The organism is Vreelandella aquamarina, from assembly GCF_020075495.1.
GTDB classification, from domain to species: domain Bacteria; phylum Pseudomonadota; class Gammaproteobacteria; order Pseudomonadales; family Halomonadaceae; genus Vreelandella; species Vreelandella aquamarina_A.
Genome location: NZ_JABYQT010000002.1, coordinates 249,380 through 265,713 on the forward strand (window position 1 = coordinate 249,380; position 16,334 = coordinate 265,713).

Below are 16,334 nucleotides of genomic sequence, written 5' to 3' on the forward strand. Positions count from 1 at the left end.
GTTAAAGAGCCAGCGTTTCGCGCAGGTGCTTGAACAGCTTGCGCGAGCTGGTAGGTGGTTTGCCCTGTTCACGCTCACGCTGAGCATTACGCACCAGTTGTCGCAGCGTCTGGCGGTCGGCATCGGGATACTCGGCCATGAACAGGTCGACGGCAGGGTCGCCTTCTTCCACGAGGCGGTCACGCCATTTTTCCAAGCGATGGAACGCATGGTCGCGCTGCTCTTTTTCCTGCTCGATGGCATCGAAGACACCCTGGATGGCAGTCAAATCCTCTTTGCGGATCAGCTTGCCGACATATTGCATATGCCGACGACGGCCTTCATGAGAGCGGATGCGTGATGTTTCCTCGATAGCGCGCAGCATATCGTCGGAGAGTGGAAAGCGCGCGCGTTCAGCAGGGCGCATGGCAATCAGGGTTTCGCCAAGCGCCTGAAGCGCATGCATTTCTCGCTTGAGCTGCGATTTACTTGGCCGCTCTTCCTCGGGTTCCTGAGTGTCAAAGGGCTCGGGACGTTTTTTCGGCATAATGGGGCTCACTGACTAAATGGGGCTTACTGGCTAGGGCTTACAGGCTAGACAGGGCTCACTGACAAGCGTTGTTGGCAGCATTATATCAGGCTGCGACCATAACATTGATTCGCCAATGAGATTCCGGCGAAAAAGGAGGCCACATGGCACAGGCATTTGATGCATCCGCGCAACAGACGTTATTGACGACGCGGGCAGAAGAGGCGTTGGCCCTGGCCCGACGCCTGGGCGCCGATGCCGCAGAAGTAGGCGCCAGCGTCGATCAGGGCACGAGCATCAGCGTGCGTCTGGGCGAAGTGGAAACCGTGGAGCTTTCCCGCGACCAGGGCATTGCAGTGACGCTTTACGTGGGTAAGCGCAAGGGCAGCGCGTCCTCAAGCGACGCAAGCAGCGCCTCCATTCAGGCAACGGTCGAAAAAGCCCTGGCGATTGCCCGCTACACCGGCGAGGACCCGGCGGCGGGCCTGGCCGATGCTGACCAGATGGCAACCGAGTTGCCGGATCTCAAGGTTCACTACCCTTGGGCGTTGACCACCGAGCAGGCTATCGAGCTTGCACTGGCCTGCGAGCAGGCCGGGCGCGATGCTGAAGGCATCAGCCAATCGGAAGGGGCGTCGCTGTCAAGCGGCGAAGGTGTGCGGGTGTATGCCAACAGTCACGGTTTTCTCGGGACGCAGAAGGGCAGCAGTCACTCGCTCTCCTGCATGTTGATTGCCCAGGACGAGCATGGCATGCAGCGTGACTACGACTATACGTCGTCGCGCAATCCGGCGGCGCTGCGTGCCCCGGCTGAGGTCGGTCGCGAAGCCGCCGCCCGTACGCTGCGCAGGTTGGGTGCCAGGCGCCCACCCACGGGCACGTTTCCGGTACTGTTTGATCCGTCGCTCTCCGGTGGGCTGATTGGCCATCTCTTGAGCGCACTGGCCGGGGGCGCCTTGTATCGCCAGTCATCCTTTCTATGCGACCGCCTGGGCACCCCGCTCTTTCCCGAGTGGTTCAATCTGGAGGAGCGGCCCATGGAAGTGGGGGCGACGGCCAGTACCCCGTTTGACGGCGAGGGAGTACAGACCCGCAATAACCGCTTCATCGAGCAGGGCAATATCGCCAGTTATATGCTCTCTTCCTACAGTGCCCGGCGCCTGGGCATGCAGACCACCGGTAACGCTGGCGGGGCCCGCAACGTGCGTCTGGATGTGCCGTTGAAAAGTCGCGAAGCGCTGCTCAAGGAGATGGGGCGGGGCATCTGGGTAACCGAGCTGATGGGCCAGGGCGTCAATGGAGTCACCGGGGACTACTCGCGTGGCGCGGCCGGTTTCTGGGTGGAGAACGGCGAAATCCAGTACCCGATAGAGGAATTCACCATTGCCGGCAACCTGGAGCGAATGTTTTCAGGGTTGGTGGGCATTGGCAGCGATACCGATACACGTGGCAGCGTGCATACAGGTAGCTGGCTGATCGATGCGATGACGGTGGCCGGCAGCTGAATGTGACGTGACCGCTTCATGATCAAGAGCCCGCGATCCTGTCGCGGGCTTTTTAGTGGCTCAGTGGGCAGGGCGGTAGTCTTCGACCAGCCCCAGCCGTTCGAGCAGGCGGGTGAGCAGGAAGGACTCTTTACCCTGCGGCCTTTCTCGCTGAAGAGAGGGCACCACGGAAAGTCGATGATCAGGCGTCTTCATCGAAGCGTGCCTGGATGAGAGCTTCCATTGCATCCAGCGCTGCCTCGGCATCTTCGCCGACGGCTTCGACGGTCAGAGCCGTACCGCAGGGGGCTGCCAGCATGAGAAGTGACATGATGTTGGCGGCATCGGCCTTCTGGGACTGCTTGTAGACATATACCCGGGACTCGAACTGCTGGGCGCAGGTCACTAGCTTGGTCGCGGCGCGGGCATGCAGACCGCGCTGATTGATAAGGGTTAAGGTTCTTTCTGGCACCCTGGTTCCTTGTATCCGAGTGGTGTCATGAAGGTAAGCGATCAGGAGACGCCGGACGTCTGCTCGGCAATGGTCGCGATATCCAGAGGCGCTGCTTGAGAGCCGCCCAGCGTGTATTGCAGCCCCAGTTCACGGTGGCGCAGCTGTACGTCGCCTATTTGAGGTGCCAGTGCCTGGGCCAGCTGCTCGGCCACGTACACCGAGCGATGCTGACCACCCGTACAGCCGATTGCAACGGTCATGTAGCTGCGTTGGCTGTTTTGATAGGCCGGCAGCCAGCGCTCGAGCAGCGTCTGGATATCGCGGGTCATATCATCGACGATCGGGTAGCCGCGCAGAAACGCGACGATGGTAGCATCGCGGCCGGTGTGCGGCCGCAGCGTCGGGTCCCAGTAGGGGTTGGGCAAGCAGCGCACGTCGAATACCAGGTCAGCGTCCATGGGGACGCCGCGCTTGTAACCAAAGGACTCGAATGTCAGCGTCAGTTGGTCCTTGCGCTGATGAGCGACCTGATCGGTTATACGGCGGCGCAGATCGTGAACCGAAAGCCGCGATGTGTCGATCAGTAGATCGGCAAGGTCGCGTATTTCGTTCAGCGTCTCCTCTTCCTTGGTAATGGCCTCTTCGAGCGTCATGTGGCTTCCACGCGTCAGCGGGTGGCGACGCCGCGTGGCCGAGTAGCGCTCCAGCAAGATGCGCGCATCGGTAGTCAGATAGATGACCTGACAGTCGATGGGGCGCTGTCGCAGTTCATCGAGAAGTACCGGCAATCGCTCGAGCGCTGCCGGGAGGTTTCGCGCATCGATACTTACCGCCAGGTGGGTGCGCCCGCCTTCTTCGCACAGCTCATCGACCAGCGAGCCCAGCAGCATGGCGGGTAGATTGTCGATGGCGTAGTAGCCGATATCTTCAAGCGCCTGCAAGGCAATGGACTTGCCGGACCCTGAACGGCCGCTGATGATCACCAGTTGCATAGTGACTCTCTTTGCATGAAAGCATGAAGGGTGAAAGCGAGAAGATACGCTGCCGGGCTAGTGGTTACGGTGCTGTCTGTTCACGAATCTTGCTGCCAAGCAGGTCAAGCAGTTCGCGCTGGCTGCCGGTTTTTCGCAACTCCTGGCGTGTCTGGGCGTCGTTCATGATGGTGGCTACCTGGCCCAGCAGCGATAGATGCGTATCATCTGCCTCCTCCGGTACCAGGAGCACGAACACCAGATCGACCGGATCGCCATCGATGGCATCGAAATCGACCGGCTCGGACAGTTTCAAGAAGCCGGCGATGGGCGTTGCACAATGGGGGCTACGCGCGTGGGGGATGGCAACACCGTTGCCGATTCCCGTGCTTCCCAGACGCTCGCGCCCAATCAAGCGGCTGAAGACTTCCTGGCTGTCCAGACTGGGCGTATTTTGTGCGATGAAGGTGCTGAAAAACTCCAGCACCCGTTTTTTGCTGCCCCCGGGCACGTCGTAAAGCACGCGCTCCGGGGGGAGGATGGTTTCCAACGTCATTGAATTAACGCACGCCAGCGCCTTGGGCGCGGGCTTGTGCTTTTTCCTTGTGCTTGACGAGTTGACGATCGATTTTATCAGCCAAGGCGTCGATGGCGGCATACATGTCGACGTCTTCTGCGTCGGCATGCAGGTCGGCGCCTGCTGCATGAAGGGTACACGCTGCCTGCTGGCGCTCCTTCTCTATGGATAAGGTGACTTGGACCGTTGTGATATTGTCGTAATGACGTTCGACGCGTTCCAGCTTTTCATTAACATAGTCACGCAAGGCGTCAGTCAGTTCAACGTGATGACCCGTGATGTTTACTTGCATTGACGTGCTCCTTATCCATCGGACTGTATTTCGATTGTAACCCTTTTTGCGCTATTGCAAAGCCCTGGGGGCGAGTTTTGGCATTTCTATTTCAAGTGTCTGCCGAACACGGCTATCTCAGGCGACGGCGTTCGCTTGATGAGGGAATGCCCAGCGATTCACGATATTTGGCCACGGTGCGGCGCGCAACGGCGATGCCGCCTTCCTCCAGCAGTGTTACCAGCCGGCTGTCCGAGAGCGGCTTGCCTGGTGGCTCGTCCTGAATCAGCTTTTTCAGCCGGGCGCGGATGGCGGTGCTCGAGTGGCTGTCGCCGCCGTCATGACCACTGATCTGGCTGGAGAAGAAATACTTGAGCTCGAATACGCCGCGCGGCGTATGAATATATTTTTGCGTGGTGACGCGCGAGATGGTTGATTCGTGCATATCGACGGCTTCGGCGATATCGGCCAGAATCAGCGGCTTCATGGCCTCTTCGCCCTGTTCCAGAAAACCGATCTGGCGGGTGACGATTTCCCGCCCCACACGCAGCAGCGTGTCGTTTCGGCTGGACAGGCTCTTGATCAGCCAGCGCGCTTCCTGCAAGTGCTCTTTCAGGAACTGGTTATCCTGGCTCTTGTCGGCGCGCTTGATGAGGCTTGCGTAATCGGGCTGAATACGCAGCCGCGGCAGAGCATCAGGGTTGAGCTCAAGATGCCAGCCTTCGTTATCGTGGCGCACTACCAGGTCTGGCGTGATATAGCTGTCGTCGGTGGCGCCATAGGCGATGCCGGGGCGCGGGTCCAGGCTGCGAATCAGCTGGATGACGTCCTCAAGCTGCTCGTCGTCCAGCCCAAGGCGGCGCTTGAGCAGGCGCATGTCGCTTTTGCCCAGCGCTTCGAGGAACTGGCGAACCAGACGCTTGGCAGGGACCAGCAGCGGGGTATCGTCGGGCAGCGTGGCAAGCTGCAGCATCAGGCACTCGCGCAGGTCACGTGCGAACACGCCAGTAGGTTCAAACTGTTGCAGGCGCAGCAGAATGGTTTCCATCTCGCGCTGATTGAGGCCATCCACCCCCTGGGCGCGCAGGCCGTCGCGAATGTCGTTGAGTGGTTGTGTCAGGTAGCCGTTGGCATCGAGCGCGTCGATCAGGCTTTCTGCAACCAGCTGCTCGCGAGCGCTGAAATCGGTCATGGCGAGTTGCCAGAGCAGATGTCCGTGCAGGCTCTGGCCAGCCGCCTGGCGTTCGAAGTCAGGGCCGTCGCTGGCGCTGCTCCCGGGGCTTGCCATGTCCTGGTAGGTGTCCGACCAGTCACTATCGACCGAAAGCTCGTTTGGAATACTATCCGACCACTCCGCTTCCTGCGGTTCAACGGCGGTCTGCTCGCCGAATTCATCTTCCTGCTCCAGCATCGGATTGGCATCCAGCGCCTGCTGTATTTCCTGGCGTAGATCCAATGTGGAGAGCTGCAGCAGGGCAATGGCCTGCTGCAGCTGGGGTGTCATGGTCAGCTGCGTACCGATACGCAATTGAAGAGAAGCTTTCATGACCATCTGAGAACCACTCGTTACTCGGAAAGCTTCACACTAGTGCGAGTCATGGCCATGTGCAAGTGCAATAAGTATGCCATTGGCAATAATTTTGCTGCAGGTCACTGTTTAAAGGCGAAAATCAGCGCCCAGATACACCTCTCTGACTTTCTGGTTATCGAGGATGGTGGCGGGGCTGCCGCCGGCAATGATATGGCCATCGCCCACGATGTAGGCAACGTCGCAGATATCCAGCGTTTCCCGGACGTTGTGATCGGTAATGAGGACCCCGATATGCCGTTTTTTAAGCGCCCGGATAATGCTCTTGATCTCACCGACAGAAATGGGGTCTACCCCGGCAAACGGCTCGTCGAGCAGTATGAAGGCGGGCTCCGTGGCCAGCGACCGGGCGATCTCTACCCGGCGACGCTCGCCGCCCGACAGGCTCATGCCCAGGTTGTCGCGGATATGAGTGATGTGAAAATCTTCAAGCAGGCTTTCCAGACGCTGCTCTCTGCCCGCCCCATCCAGCTCCTTGCGTGTTTCCAGAATGGCCATGATGTTGTCTGCCACCGAAAGCTTGCGAAAGATCGACGCTTCCTGAGGCAGGTAGCCAATACCGGCCATGGCGCGTTCGTGCATGGGCGCACGGGTAAGATCCAGATCATCGATGCTGACCGTGCCGGCGTCTGACTTGACCAGCCCCACGATCATGTAAAAAGAGGTGGTCTTGCCAGCACCGTTTGGCCCCAGAAGGCCGACGACGCTGCCCTGGGCGATCTCCAGGCTGATATCCTGAACCACCCGGCGACGCTTGTAGCTCTTGGCCAGATGCCTGGCGTAGAGGGTTTTGATTGGCGCTGATTCCGCAGTAGCCATCGACCGCTCCTATTGCGCTGGCTGAAGTGTCATGCGAATACGCTGCGGCTCGCTGCCGCTGACGTCCGAGCGTGCCTGTACCACTTCGCGATCAATGAAGTATTCGAGGCGGCCGCCGTTGAACCGGTCGCCCCCCTGGGTGAGCTCGGCTTGATCGATCAGTTCGACACGCCGCTCGGCCACATGATAGATCACCCGGCGCCCCCAGCCTTCGATAGGGGTGTCCTGGCCTTCGGCTTGGTTGCGAAGGTATGCCCGGTCGCCAGTGGCCGTTGCCAGCGAGAGCTCGCCGGCCTCGTTGCGCTGGATCTCGACGCGTTCGCCGCGTAGCTGCATGCCGCCCTGGCGAATATCCACATTGCCGGAATAGACCGCGGTGCCGGCGCGCTGGTCGAGGTCCAATCGGTCGGCTTCCACTTCAACCGGGGCCTGGCTGGTCTGGGCCACTGCCGAGAGCGGCACCGCCAGGGCGAAAAGCGCGGTACGAAATAGGGCTTTCATGGCGACTCCTGAGGGGTCTGTGACGCGGGCGGGTGATGGCCGCGTACGTTATCGGTTAAGCGGACCTGGCTGGTATCCAGCCAGACATCCATGCGCGTGGCGCTCATCTGCTGGGGAGGCTGCTGCAGCAGGGCGGGGGCCTCGCTCCAGGCGTGGCGCGCCAGGCCATCATAGTGCAGTTCGTCGGTATCCAGCTGCCAGCCCTCGGCTGGGGCAAGAAGCCTTGCATCACCGGAAAGAGTAAGCGCCTGGGTATCGGTATTCAGCGTGCCTTCGTTGGCGTTGGCGAGCCACTCGCGATCTTCGCTGTCGTAAAGACTGGCTACGGGCTGGGTCGCCTCGGCCGTGGCGCGCTGGGGAATGTATACCAGCAGTGGCGATGCCAGCGACTGCTCGATCCGACCCGACTCACCAAACAGCGTCATTTCGGCGTTTTCCAGCACATGACCGGGCTCCTCGGCCTGAGCCGCTGGATCGACCGGGCGATCATCGGTACTGCGTGGGTCGAGCCAGACGAGCAGTACCCCGAGCGCCGCGACCAATCCTGCCAGCCAGACGCGTTTTCTGATCCTCCCGATCATCACGGGCGGCCATGCAGATAAGTATCGAGCACCGAGCCCCAGTGGCCCTGTGCTTCCAGGAGCGTGTCGCAGATTTCCCGTACCGCGCCATGCCCGCCCAGGCGATCGGTGATCCAGTCTGCATGGCCATGCATGTAATCCGGGGCATTGGGTACCGTGATACCGACGCCTGCGCGCTTGATCGGTGCCAGATCGGGCAGGTCATCGCCACAGTAGGCAACCTGGCTCAAGTCCAGATCCAGGCGCTGGCAAAGCGCTTTGAGCGTAGTGAGCTTATCCTCACAACCCTGGTGGACATGGGCAATGCCCAGCGATTTGGCGCGCTGAAGCACCATCGGAGAATCACGTCCGGTAATCAGCGCCACATGAATGCCGACTCGCTTGAGCAGCTTCAAGCCGTGCCCGTCCTGAGTGTGAAATGCCTTGATTTCGATGCCGTCGGCCTGGAAGTAGAGCCGCCCATCGGTGAGTACACCATCCACATCAAGCGCCAGCAGGCGTACGTGGCGAATCCGGTCGAGCAAGGCGGTGGGGAGGGCCATAAAGACTCCTTGTCAGTTAACGTATCAGTGAATATAGGGCCAAGCCGGCTAGATGACGCCGCTGGCGAGCAGGTCGTGCATGTGCAGTGCGCCAATCGGCCGCTGGTCATCATCCACGACTGCCAGGGCGGTAATTCGGCTGTCTTCCATGATGCGTACCGCTTCGGCCGCCAGTATGTCAGGACCGATGCGCTTGCCAGGCCGGGTCATGACGTCATCCACGGCCACTTCGCGCAGGTCGTGGAACTGATCCAGGGTACGGCGCAGGTCGCCATCGGTGTAAACCCCGGCGAGCCGGCCTTCGCTATCCACCACGCAGGTGAACCCAAGCCCCTGGCGGGTGATTTCCAGCAGCGCATCGCGCAGCGGGCTGCCCAGTGCTACCTGAGGCAGGCGCGAACCGTCGTGCATCAGATCGCGTACGCGCAGCAGAAGCCGCTTGCCCAGGCTGCCGCCCGGGTGTGAAAGAGCAAAGTCATCGGCGGTAAATCCTCGCGCTTCGAGCAGGGCAACGGCCAGCGCGTCTCCTAAGGCAAGCGCTGCGGTCGTTGAGCTGGTCGGGGCCAGGTCAAGCGGGCAGGCCTCACGCTCGACACCGCTGTCCAGGTGCGCATCGGCATGCCTGGCAAGCGTCGAGAAAGGCTTGCCGGTCATGCTGATAAGCGGCGTTCCCAGGCGTTTCAGAAGCGGAAGCAAGGCCGTTACTTCGGCGGTTTCGCCGGAATTGGAGAGTGCCAGCACCACGTCGGTGCGGGTAATCATGCCAAGGTCGCCGTGACTTGCCTCCCCTGGGTGAACAAAAAAGGCCGGGGTGCCGGTGCTGGCAAGCGTGGCCGCCAGCTTGCCTGCGATATGCCCTGACTTGCCCATGCCGGTCACCACTACGCGGCCCTTGCAGGCCAGCATCAACTCGCAGGCGCGGTCAAAGCTTGCATCGAGCTTGCCTTGCAGGCCGCCAATGGCCGCCTGTTCGATTTGCAGCGTGCGTAGAGCGCTTTCACGCAGGAGACTATGAGTGGAAGAGGGCTGGTGCATGAACATCTCGTCTTGATGGAAACATGAAGCGTCGAACCTACAAGAATACCATTTCGTACGCGTCTGTAAGCATAGCGCTTTAAAGGGTTTTACGATGGTATTGGAACGTGCGCTCGTCTGTTGGTGCCAGTCGGGTTACGATACGATGTTCGATAATTATTCGAAAACACTGTTTTTAAACGGTAGAATAGACCGACAGCCTCATCGGCTCGCTCGACACAATCGACAAGGGGAGTCGAACCACCCATGACAGATGTTCCCTTTATTGAGATACAAGATGTGCATTTCTCGCGCGGAAGCCATGAGATCTTTCGCGGCATCGACATGCTTATCCCGCAGGGCAAGGTTACCGCGATCATGGGCCCAAGCGGCACCGGCAAGACAACGCTGCTTAAGCTGATTGGCGGCCAGCTGACGCCTGACCGAGGGCGTATTCTGGTGGATGGGCAGGACGTGCATCGGCTATCACGCAAGGCGCTGTTCGCCCTGCGCAAGCGCATGGGCATGCTGTTTCAGAGCGGCGCGCTGTTTTCGGATCTGGACGTATTTGAAAACGTGGCATTTCCGCTGCGGGTTCATACCGACCTCCCCGATGCCATGATCCGCGATCTGGTGCTTTTGAAGCTTCAGGCTGTGGGGCTTCGTGGTGCGCGCCACTTGAACCCTGCCGAGCTTTCCGGCGGCATGGCAAGGCGGGTAGCCTTGGCCCGGGCCATCGCGCTGGACCCGGAACTGATTCTCTACGATGAGCCATTTGTCGGCCAGGACCCGATTTCCATGGGTGTACTGGTGCAGTTGATCAAGCGGCTCAACGAAGCGCTGAAGCTGACCTCGGTAGTGGTGTCTCACGATATCAAAGAGACATTGAGCATTGCCGACTATCTTTATCTACTGGCCGATGGCCAAGTGGTGGCAAAGGGAACGCCGGAGACGCTGAATGCCAATCAGGACCCGCGAGTAAGCCAGTTTGTACACGGTGAGCCCGACGGGCCTGTGCCGTTTCACTATCCCGCCGAGACGCTCTACAGCGATATTCTTGGCGCTACCACAACAAGGGCGAGGTAATGCAGTCGAGATTTGATCAAGGCGCTGTCGGCCGTATCGTCCGTCTCGGACGCAAGGGGTGCGACGTCATGGAAGCCCTGGGTCGGGCCGGATTATTTCTGGGTCAGTCCGCCATAGGCGTGCCTTCGCGTGAAGGGTGGTACCTGTGGCTTCGCCAGATGCATTTTGTCGGCGTTCTGTCGCTTGCCATCGTGATCGTGTCCGGGCTTTTCATCGGCATGGTGCTGGCGCTGCAGGGGTACACCATCCTGGTCGACTTTGGCGCCGAGCAGGCGCTCGGGCAGATGGTGGCACTGTCGCTTTTACGTGAGCTGGCACCGGTAGTGGCGGCCTTGCTGTTCGCTGGTCGCGCAGGCTCTGCACTGACCGCAGAAATTGGCTTGATGAAGGCCACCGAGCAACTGACCAGCATGGAAATGATCGGCGTGGACCCGCTGCGCCGTGTGATCGCTCCCCGGCTGTGGGCCGGTTTTATCGCGCTGCCGATACTGACCGTGGGCTTTAGCGTGGTAGGTATCTGGGGCGGGTATCTGGTCGGGGTTCAGTGGCTGGGCGTCTTTGAAGGCTCCTACTGGAGCAACATGCAGGCCAGCGTTTCCTTCATGAACGATGTGGGCAACGGCATGATCAAGAGTCTGGTCTTTGCCATCGTCGTGACCTGGATTGCGGTTTTCCAGGGCTATGATCTGGTGCCCACTTCGGAAGGTATTTCGCGCGCTACCACGCGCACGGTCGTGTATTCGTCGCTTGCGGTACTGGGGCTTGATTTTGTACTAACCGCCGTGATGTTCGGTGGACTTTAAGGGTGGAGTGATTTCATGAAGCGCAGTAAAACCGTGGAATTTGGCGTGGGCCTGTTCATGCTGGCGGGTATCATTGGCCTTGTGTTTCTAGGGCTTCGTGTGAGCGGCATGAGTCTGGCCGCTCCTTCTGAAACCTTCCGCCTCGAGGCGAATTTCTCCAATATCGGCGGCTTGAGGCCTCGTGCTCGCGTCACCATGGCTGGCGTGACGGTCGGGCGAGTGGAGTCCATCGACCTGGATACCGAGTGGTATGACGCCAAGGTCACGCTACGCTTGGACAATGACCTGGAGGGCCAGCTGTCACGCGATACTACTGCGGCCATCCTGACCGCTGGACTGCTCGGCGAGCAGTACATCGGCCTGAGTATCGGTGGTGACCCCGAGGTGCTCGAGGATGGCGATACTCTTCGTGATACGCAGTCGGCGCTGGTGCTGGAAGAACTTATCCAGCAATTTGTGTCCAACATGGCAACCAACTAATCGTTTTTTCTCGAGGTGAACACGATGCGTAAAATAAACGTTGCAACACTCCCCTGGCTGGCAGCCATGCTGGCGCTGGTACTTGCACTCCCTTTTCAAGCCCAGGCCCAATCCCAGAGCCCCGAGGCGATGATTCGTGAAAACGTCAACTCTCTCATGGGCGAAATCGAAGGCAAGCGCGACTATTACGCCAGTAACATCGATGAGCTTGAAGCGCTGGTCAACGACAGCCTGGATGACGTGGCAGACTTTCGCTACATCGGCGCGAGCGTCATGGGAAGCTATTTCCGCAATGCAACGCCAGAGCAGCGCAGTCGCTTTGCCAATGTCTTCCGCCAGACCCTGATCGATACCTATACGCGGGGCTTGGTAACGTTCGACTACCAGGATCTGCGCGTGCTGGACAACCAGCGCAGCCAGCGCTATGACGACCAGGCGAGCGTGGACATGGAAGTGGTGGCCAGTAATGGTCAGGTCTACCCGGTAAGCTACAGCCTGCGCCTTGCCGATAATCAGTGGCGAGTGGTCAACGTGATCGTCAACGGCATCAACCTGGGCCTTACCTTCCGCAACCAGTTTGACCAGGCCATGCGCCAGAACAATCGCGATTACGATGCCGTCATTCGCGGCTGGGCGCCGGAAATTGGTGTCGAAGAGCTGGAGCAGGGGGGCGATGCGTGACACGTTTACTGTCACAGCCTCTCGCCACTCTCGACGTCGAGCAGAGCACGCTGTATGTGACTGGCGATGTGGGAATGAACGCGGCGGCCGAATTGGTCGCCGCAGGGGCGAAGTGGCTTGAAACCGGCGGCTTCACGGCGGTCGGATTCGACTTCAGCGGCGTTGAGAAGGCCAGTAGCGCCGTCATGAGCGTGCTTTTCGAATGGCTTCGTAGCTGCAAGCGTCATCACATCGCGGTGAGCGCGATTACTCTTTCTGCTCCTCTCGAGCGGCTGGCTTCTCTCTCGGAGCTGGACGCCCTGATCCATTCGCCAGCCCTCGCCGAGTAGGGTTGGCGCCCTTGGCATCGCCAAGCGTGCCGCTTTTCTTTATCATGTTGCCTCATTGTCATCATCTACCACGACGTCGAAGGAGTTTCCTGTCTCATGCAACCCAATGAGGTAAAAGCCCTGCTTGAATCCCGTATCGATGGGTGTGAATTTCATATACAGGGCGAAGGCTGCAACTTCCAGGTGATTGCCGTCGGTGAAGCCTTTGAAGGTCTCTCTGCTGTCAAGCGCCAGCAGCTCGTTTATGCGGCACTGAGCGACGAGATTGCCACCGGTGCGCTACACGCCATCAGCATCAAAACCTTTACCCCGGCGCAGTGGTCTGCGTCGGAAAACGCCCAGTAACGGCGGCTCTATGGACAAGTTAATCATTACCGGCAATGGGTCGGTAGACGGCGAAGTGTGGGTGAGTGGCGCCAAGAATGCGGCCCTGCCCATCCTGTGCGCCACGCTGCTGGCCGACGGCCCGGTCGTCATCGGCAACCTTCCGCATCTTCAGGACATTACCACCACGCTGGAACTGCTTGGGCGTATGGGCGTCGAGCCAGTGATGGGTGAGAAGCTCAGCATTCAGCTGGATGGCTCTCAGGTTACCCGCTGTCATGCACCTTACGAGCTGGTCAAGAAGATGCGCGCCTCCATCCTGGTGCTTGGCCCGCTGCTTGCCCACTTTGGCGAGGCGGATGTCTCGCTGCCCGGCGGCTGTGCCATCGGCTCGCGGCCGGTGGATCTGCACATTCGTGGTCTGGAAGCCATGGGGGCAGACATCCGGGTCGAAGGTGGCTACATCCGCGCCCGCGTGGACGGCCGCCTGAAAGGCGCCACGATCTTCTTTGATACAGTCACCGTTACCGGCACCGAGAACCTGCTGATGGCCGCCACGCTGGCCGACGGCAAGACGATTCTTGAAAATGCCGCGCGTGAGCCCGAGATCGTCGATCTGGCCGAGTGTCTGATCAAGATGGGCGCCAATATTCGTGGGCACGGTACCGACACCATCGTCATCGAGGGTGTGGAGACGCTGCATGGCTGCCATCACGATGTCATGCCGGACCGTATCGAGACCGGCACCTTCCTGGTGGCAGCGGCGATGACCGGTGGTCGGGTCAAGGTCAAGCGCACCCGGGCCGACATACTCGAAGCCGTACTTGCCAAACTGGAAGAGGCGGGGGCCGAGATCACCAGCGGTGACGACTGGATTGCGCTGGACATGCACGGCAAACGGCCCCGGGCGGTCAACATTCGTACCGCGCCTTACCCGGCGTTTCCGACTGACATGCAGGCCCAGTTCGTGGCCATGAACGCAGTGGCCGAAGGCCATTCACGGGTGGTGGAGACCATCTTCGAGAATCGTTTCATGCATGTGCAGGAACTCAACCGCATGGGAGCCAATATCGCTCTTGAAGGCAATACTGCGCTGATCAAGGGCGTGGAGAAGCTTTCCGGTGCCCCGGTGATGGCGACTGACCTGCGCGCGTCTGCCTCGCTGGTGATTGCCGCCATGATGGCGGAGGGCGAAACCCTGGTCGATCGTATCTACCATATCGACCGTGGCTATGAGTGTATCGAAGAGAAATTGCAGTTGCTGGGCGCACGCATTCGCCGTATTCCCGGCTAAGCCATGCTATCAACCGTTGGCCAATACAATGAGTAAGCAATTGATTCTCGCCCTTTCCAAGGGGCGCATTCTGGACGAAACACTGCCACTGCTCGCGGATGCCGGCATTACACCGGCAGAAGACCTGGGCAAGAGCCGCAAGCTTCTGTTCGATACCAATCTGGCCGACGTCAAGCTGGTGGTCATTCGGGCAACCGACGTGCCCACCTACGTTCAGCTGGGGGCTGCAGACCTGGGGATTGCCGGCAAGGACGTGCTGCTCGAGCACGGTGCCGAAGGGCTCTACGAGCCGCTGGATCTGGATATCGCTCGCTGCAAGCTGATGACGGCCGGTGTGACGGGACATCAGCCAGCCCAGGCGCGCCGTCGGGTAGCTACCAAGTTCGTCAATATCGCCAGACGCTACTACGCCGAGCAGGGCATCCAGGCCGAGGTCATCAAGCTGTATGGAGCCATGGAGCTTGCGCCCTTGATGAACCTGGCCGACGAGATTGTCGATATCGTGGATACCGGTAATACGCTACGGGCCAACGGCATGGAGCCGCGTGAACTGATTGCTCATATCAGTACGCGTCTGGTCGTCAACAAGGCGGCCATGACCATGAAGCACGAGCGTATCAAGCCGCTTTTGGCGCGTCTGGACAGCGCGGTAAAAAAACGCCAGGCGCTGCCTGTACAATGACTCGGGAGTCTTTATGAGCACCACGTCTTCAACGGGAACGCCGCCCACGGTTGCCCGTCTCTCGACACGCGATGATGCCTTCGAGCAACGCCTGGGCGCGTTGCTGGACTGGGAGGGGGTTTCCGATAGCGCGGTTCAAGCCCGCGTCGAGGAAATCCTGGCCGACGTCAAGCAGCGCGGTGACGCTGCAGTGATCGAAGCCACCAACCGCTTTGACCGCCTCGCGGTGGAGTCCATGCAGGCGCTGTGCCTGACGCCGGAGCGTCTCAAACAGGCGTTTGAGCATCTGCCCGGCGAGCAGCGTGAGGCGCTTGCCAGTGCCGCGGAGCGCATCCGGCTTTACCACGAGCGTCAGAAACCTGGCTCCTGGCAATATGAAGAAGCCGACGGCACGGTACTGGGGCAGCAAGTGACGCCACTCGACCGCGCGGGTATCTACGTGCCCGGCGGCAAGGCCGCCTATCCATCCTCCGTGCTGATGAACGCCATCCCGGCTCACGTGGCGGGCGTGCGCGAGATCGTCATGGTGGTCCCCACGCCGGACGGCGTGATCAACGAGCTGGTGCTGGCGGCAGCGCATCTGGCCGGTGTGGATCATGTCTTTACCATTGGCGGTGCCCAGGCAATTGCCGCCATGGCCTACGGTACGCAAACGGTGCCGCGAGTGGACAAGATCGTGGGGCCTGGCAACATCTATGTCGCCACCGCCAAGCGGGCCGTGTTTGGCCAGGTGGGAATCGACATGATTGCCGGGCCTTCGGAGATTCTGGTGGTTTCCGACGGTCAGACGGACCCCGAGTGGCTTGCCATGGACCTATTCTCCCAGGCAGAGCACGACGAGGACGCTCAGGCCATTCTGGTGAGCTGGGATAGAGAACACCTGGATGCGGTCGAGGAGGCCATCGAACGCCTGCTGCCGACCCTGGAGCGTGAAGCGATCGTGCGTGAATCGCTTGGCCGGCGCGGCGCACTGATTCTTTGTGAAGGCCGGGCCGAGGCGATCAGCCTGATCAACCGGATTGCACCTGAGCATCTCGAACTCTCCGTGGATGCCCCGGAAAGCTGGCTTGAGGAGGTGCGACATGCAGGCGCCATCTTCATGGGACGCTATACTGCCGAAGCGCTGGGCGACTACTGTGCAGGCCCCAATCACGTTCTGCCGACCTCCGGCACGGCGCGTTTTTCGTCGCCACTGGGTGTCTACGACTTCCAGAAGCGCTCCTCGATCATCAACTGCTCTCGCGAAGGGGCTTCAGTGCTGGGCGGGGTTGCCTCCGTGCTGGCACGGGGCGAGTCGCTGACCGCTCATGCGCGGTCAGCCGAATACCGTATCGAGAAATAAGCG

Annotated in this window: 22 protein-coding genes; 10 read left to right on the top strand and 12 right to left on the bottom strand. The window is 60.1% G+C overall.

The window, feature by feature from the left end; all coding sequences use genetic code 11:
• Window position 1: 1 nt before the first annotated feature.
• Window positions 2-526, bottom strand: a complete 525-nt coding sequence (yjgA, locus tag HW452_RS03785) for a ribosome biogenesis factor YjgA (RefSeq protein WP_224104770.1) — start codon at window positions 524-526, stop codon at window positions 2-4.
• Window positions 527-672: 146 nt separating this feature from the next.
• On the opposite strand from yjgA, the gene pmbA reads away from it, so the two are divergent.
• The gene (gene pmbA / locus HW452_RS03790) at window positions 673-2,013 is read left to right on the top strand and encodes a metalloprotease PmbA (RefSeq protein WP_224104771.1); all 1,341 of its coding nucleotides are present in this window, start codon (window positions 673-675) and stop codon (window positions 2,011-2,013) included.
• A gap of 60 nt (window positions 2,014-2,073) precedes the next feature.
• Here the strand turns inward: pmbA and HW452_RS17540 are convergent, their stop codons facing one another.
• The 11 genes from HW452_RS17540 to HW452_RS03840 form a co-directional block, all read right to left on the bottom strand.
• Entirely contained in the window at window positions 2,074-2,208 is a 135-nt protein-coding gene (locus HW452_RS17540; protein WP_263433542.1) for a hypothetical protein, read from the bottom strand.
• Complete coding sequence (locus HW452_RS03795; protein WP_224104772.1) at window positions 2,195-2,464, bottom strand: HPr family phosphocarrier protein; 270 nt, start codon at window positions 2,462-2,464, stop codon at window positions 2,195-2,197. The genes HW452_RS17540 and HW452_RS03795 overlap by 14 nt, the downstream gene beginning before the upstream one ends.
• A 41-nt stretch (window positions 2,465-2,505) precedes the next feature.
• A complete protein-coding gene (rapZ, locus tag HW452_RS03800) occupies window positions 2,506-3,438 on the bottom strand; it encodes an RNase adapter RapZ (RefSeq protein WP_224104773.1) in 933 nt (310 codons plus the stop codon).
• A 64-nt stretch (window positions 3,439-3,502) separates the two neighbouring features.
• Window positions 3,503-3,973, bottom strand: coding sequence for a PTS sugar transporter subunit IIA (locus tag HW452_RS03805; protein ID WP_224104774.1), 471 nt, complete (start codon window positions 3,971-3,973; stop codon window positions 3,503-3,505).
• Between the two features lie 4 nt (window positions 3,974-3,977).
• On the bottom strand, window positions 3,978-4,286 hold the full coding sequence (gene hpf, locus HW452_RS03810) for a ribosome hibernation-promoting factor, HPF/YfiA family (protein WP_018915735.1): 309 nt from the start codon (window positions 4,284-4,286) through the stop codon (window positions 3,978-3,980).
• A gap of 112 nt (window positions 4,287-4,398) precedes the next feature.
• Window positions 4,399-5,817 carry an RNA polymerase factor sigma-54 gene (locus HW452_RS03815; RefSeq protein ID WP_224104775.1) on the bottom strand — a complete coding sequence of 473 codons (1,419 nt, stop codon included), beginning with the start codon at window positions 5,815-5,817 and terminating at the stop codon, window positions 4,399-4,401.
• A 105-nt stretch (window positions 5,818-5,922) separates the two neighbouring features.
• Window positions 5,923-6,672, bottom strand: coding sequence for an LPS export ABC transporter ATP-binding protein (gene lptB / locus HW452_RS03820; RefSeq protein WP_224104776.1), 750 nt, complete (start codon window positions 6,670-6,672; stop codon window positions 5,923-5,925).
• Window positions 6,673-6,681: 9 nt separating this feature from the next.
• Window positions 6,682-7,173, bottom strand: coding sequence for a lipopolysaccharide transport periplasmic protein LptA (gene lptA, locus HW452_RS03825; RefSeq protein ID WP_224104777.1), 492 nt, complete (start codon window positions 7,171-7,173; stop codon window positions 6,682-6,684).
• Window positions 7,170-7,754 (bottom strand): LPS export ABC transporter periplasmic protein LptC, encoded by a 585-nt coding sequence (gene lptC, locus HW452_RS03830; RefSeq protein ID WP_224104778.1) that lies wholly within the window; start codon window positions 7,752-7,754, stop codon window positions 7,170-7,172. Before lptC ends, lptA begins: the two co-directional genes overlap by 4 nt.
• Complete coding sequence (locus HW452_RS03835; RefSeq protein ID WP_224104779.1) at window positions 7,754-8,296, bottom strand: KdsC family phosphatase; 543 nt, start codon at window positions 8,294-8,296, stop codon at window positions 7,754-7,756. The genes lptC and HW452_RS03835 overlap by 1 nt, the downstream gene beginning before the upstream one ends.
• 48 nt (window positions 8,297-8,344) lie before the next feature.
• Window positions 8,345-9,331, bottom strand: coding sequence for a KpsF/GutQ family sugar-phosphate isomerase (locus HW452_RS03840; RefSeq protein ID WP_224104780.1), 987 nt, complete (start codon window positions 9,329-9,331; stop codon window positions 8,345-8,347).
• Between the two features lie 246 nt (window positions 9,332-9,577).
• On the opposite strand from HW452_RS03840, the gene HW452_RS03845 reads away from it, so the two are divergent.
• From HW452_RS03845 to hisD, 9 genes are all read left to right on the top strand, one after another.
• Window positions 9,578-10,396 (top strand): ABC transporter ATP-binding protein, encoded by an 819-nt coding sequence (locus HW452_RS03845; protein WP_224104781.1) that lies wholly within the window; start codon window positions 9,578-9,580, stop codon window positions 10,394-10,396.
• Window positions 10,396-11,199, top strand: a complete 804-nt coding sequence (gene mlaE / locus HW452_RS03850) for a lipid asymmetry maintenance ABC transporter permease subunit MlaE (RefSeq protein ID WP_224104782.1) — start codon at window positions 10,396-10,398, stop codon at window positions 11,197-11,199. Before HW452_RS03845 ends, mlaE begins: the two co-directional genes overlap by 1 nt.
• Window positions 11,200-11,214: 15 nt before the next feature.
• Window positions 11,215-11,679 (top strand): outer membrane lipid asymmetry maintenance protein MlaD, encoded by a 465-nt coding sequence (gene mlaD, locus HW452_RS03855; protein ID WP_224104783.1) that lies wholly within the window; start codon window positions 11,215-11,217, stop codon window positions 11,677-11,679.
• A gap of 66 nt (window positions 11,680-11,745) precedes the next feature.
• Complete coding sequence (locus HW452_RS03860) at window positions 11,746-12,360, top strand: MlaC/ttg2D family ABC transporter substrate-binding protein (protein ID WP_425348083.1); 615 nt, start codon at window positions 11,746-11,748, stop codon at window positions 12,358-12,360.
• Window positions 12,357-12,689: an STAS domain-containing protein gene (locus HW452_RS03865; protein WP_224104785.1), complete on the top strand. Its 333-nt coding sequence runs from the start codon at window positions 12,357-12,359 to the stop codon at window positions 12,687-12,689. Before HW452_RS03860 ends, HW452_RS03865 begins: the two co-directional genes overlap by 4 nt.
• Window positions 12,690-12,785: 96 nt before the next feature.
• The gene (locus HW452_RS03870; protein WP_224104786.1) at window positions 12,786-13,034 is read left to right on the top strand and encodes a BolA family protein; all 249 of its coding nucleotides are present in this window, start codon (window positions 12,786-12,788) and stop codon (window positions 13,032-13,034) included.
• A 10-nt stretch (window positions 13,035-13,044) separates the two neighbouring features.
• Entirely contained in the window at window positions 13,045-14,307 is a 1,263-nt protein-coding gene (gene murA, locus HW452_RS03875; RefSeq protein WP_224104787.1) for a UDP-N-acetylglucosamine 1-carboxyvinyltransferase, read from the top strand.
• A 28-nt stretch (window positions 14,308-14,335) separates the two neighbouring features.
• The gene (gene hisG / locus HW452_RS03880) at window positions 14,336-14,989 is read left to right on the top strand and encodes an ATP phosphoribosyltransferase (RefSeq protein ID WP_224104788.1); all 654 of its coding nucleotides are present in this window, start codon (window positions 14,336-14,338) and stop codon (window positions 14,987-14,989) included.
• 13 nt (window positions 14,990-15,002) lie between these two features.
• Window positions 15,003-16,331, top strand: coding sequence for a histidinol dehydrogenase (gene hisD / locus HW452_RS03885; RefSeq protein ID WP_224104789.1), 1,329 nt, complete (start codon window positions 15,003-15,005; stop codon window positions 16,329-16,331).
• The last annotated feature ends 3 nt before the right edge of the window (window positions 16,332-16,334 follow it).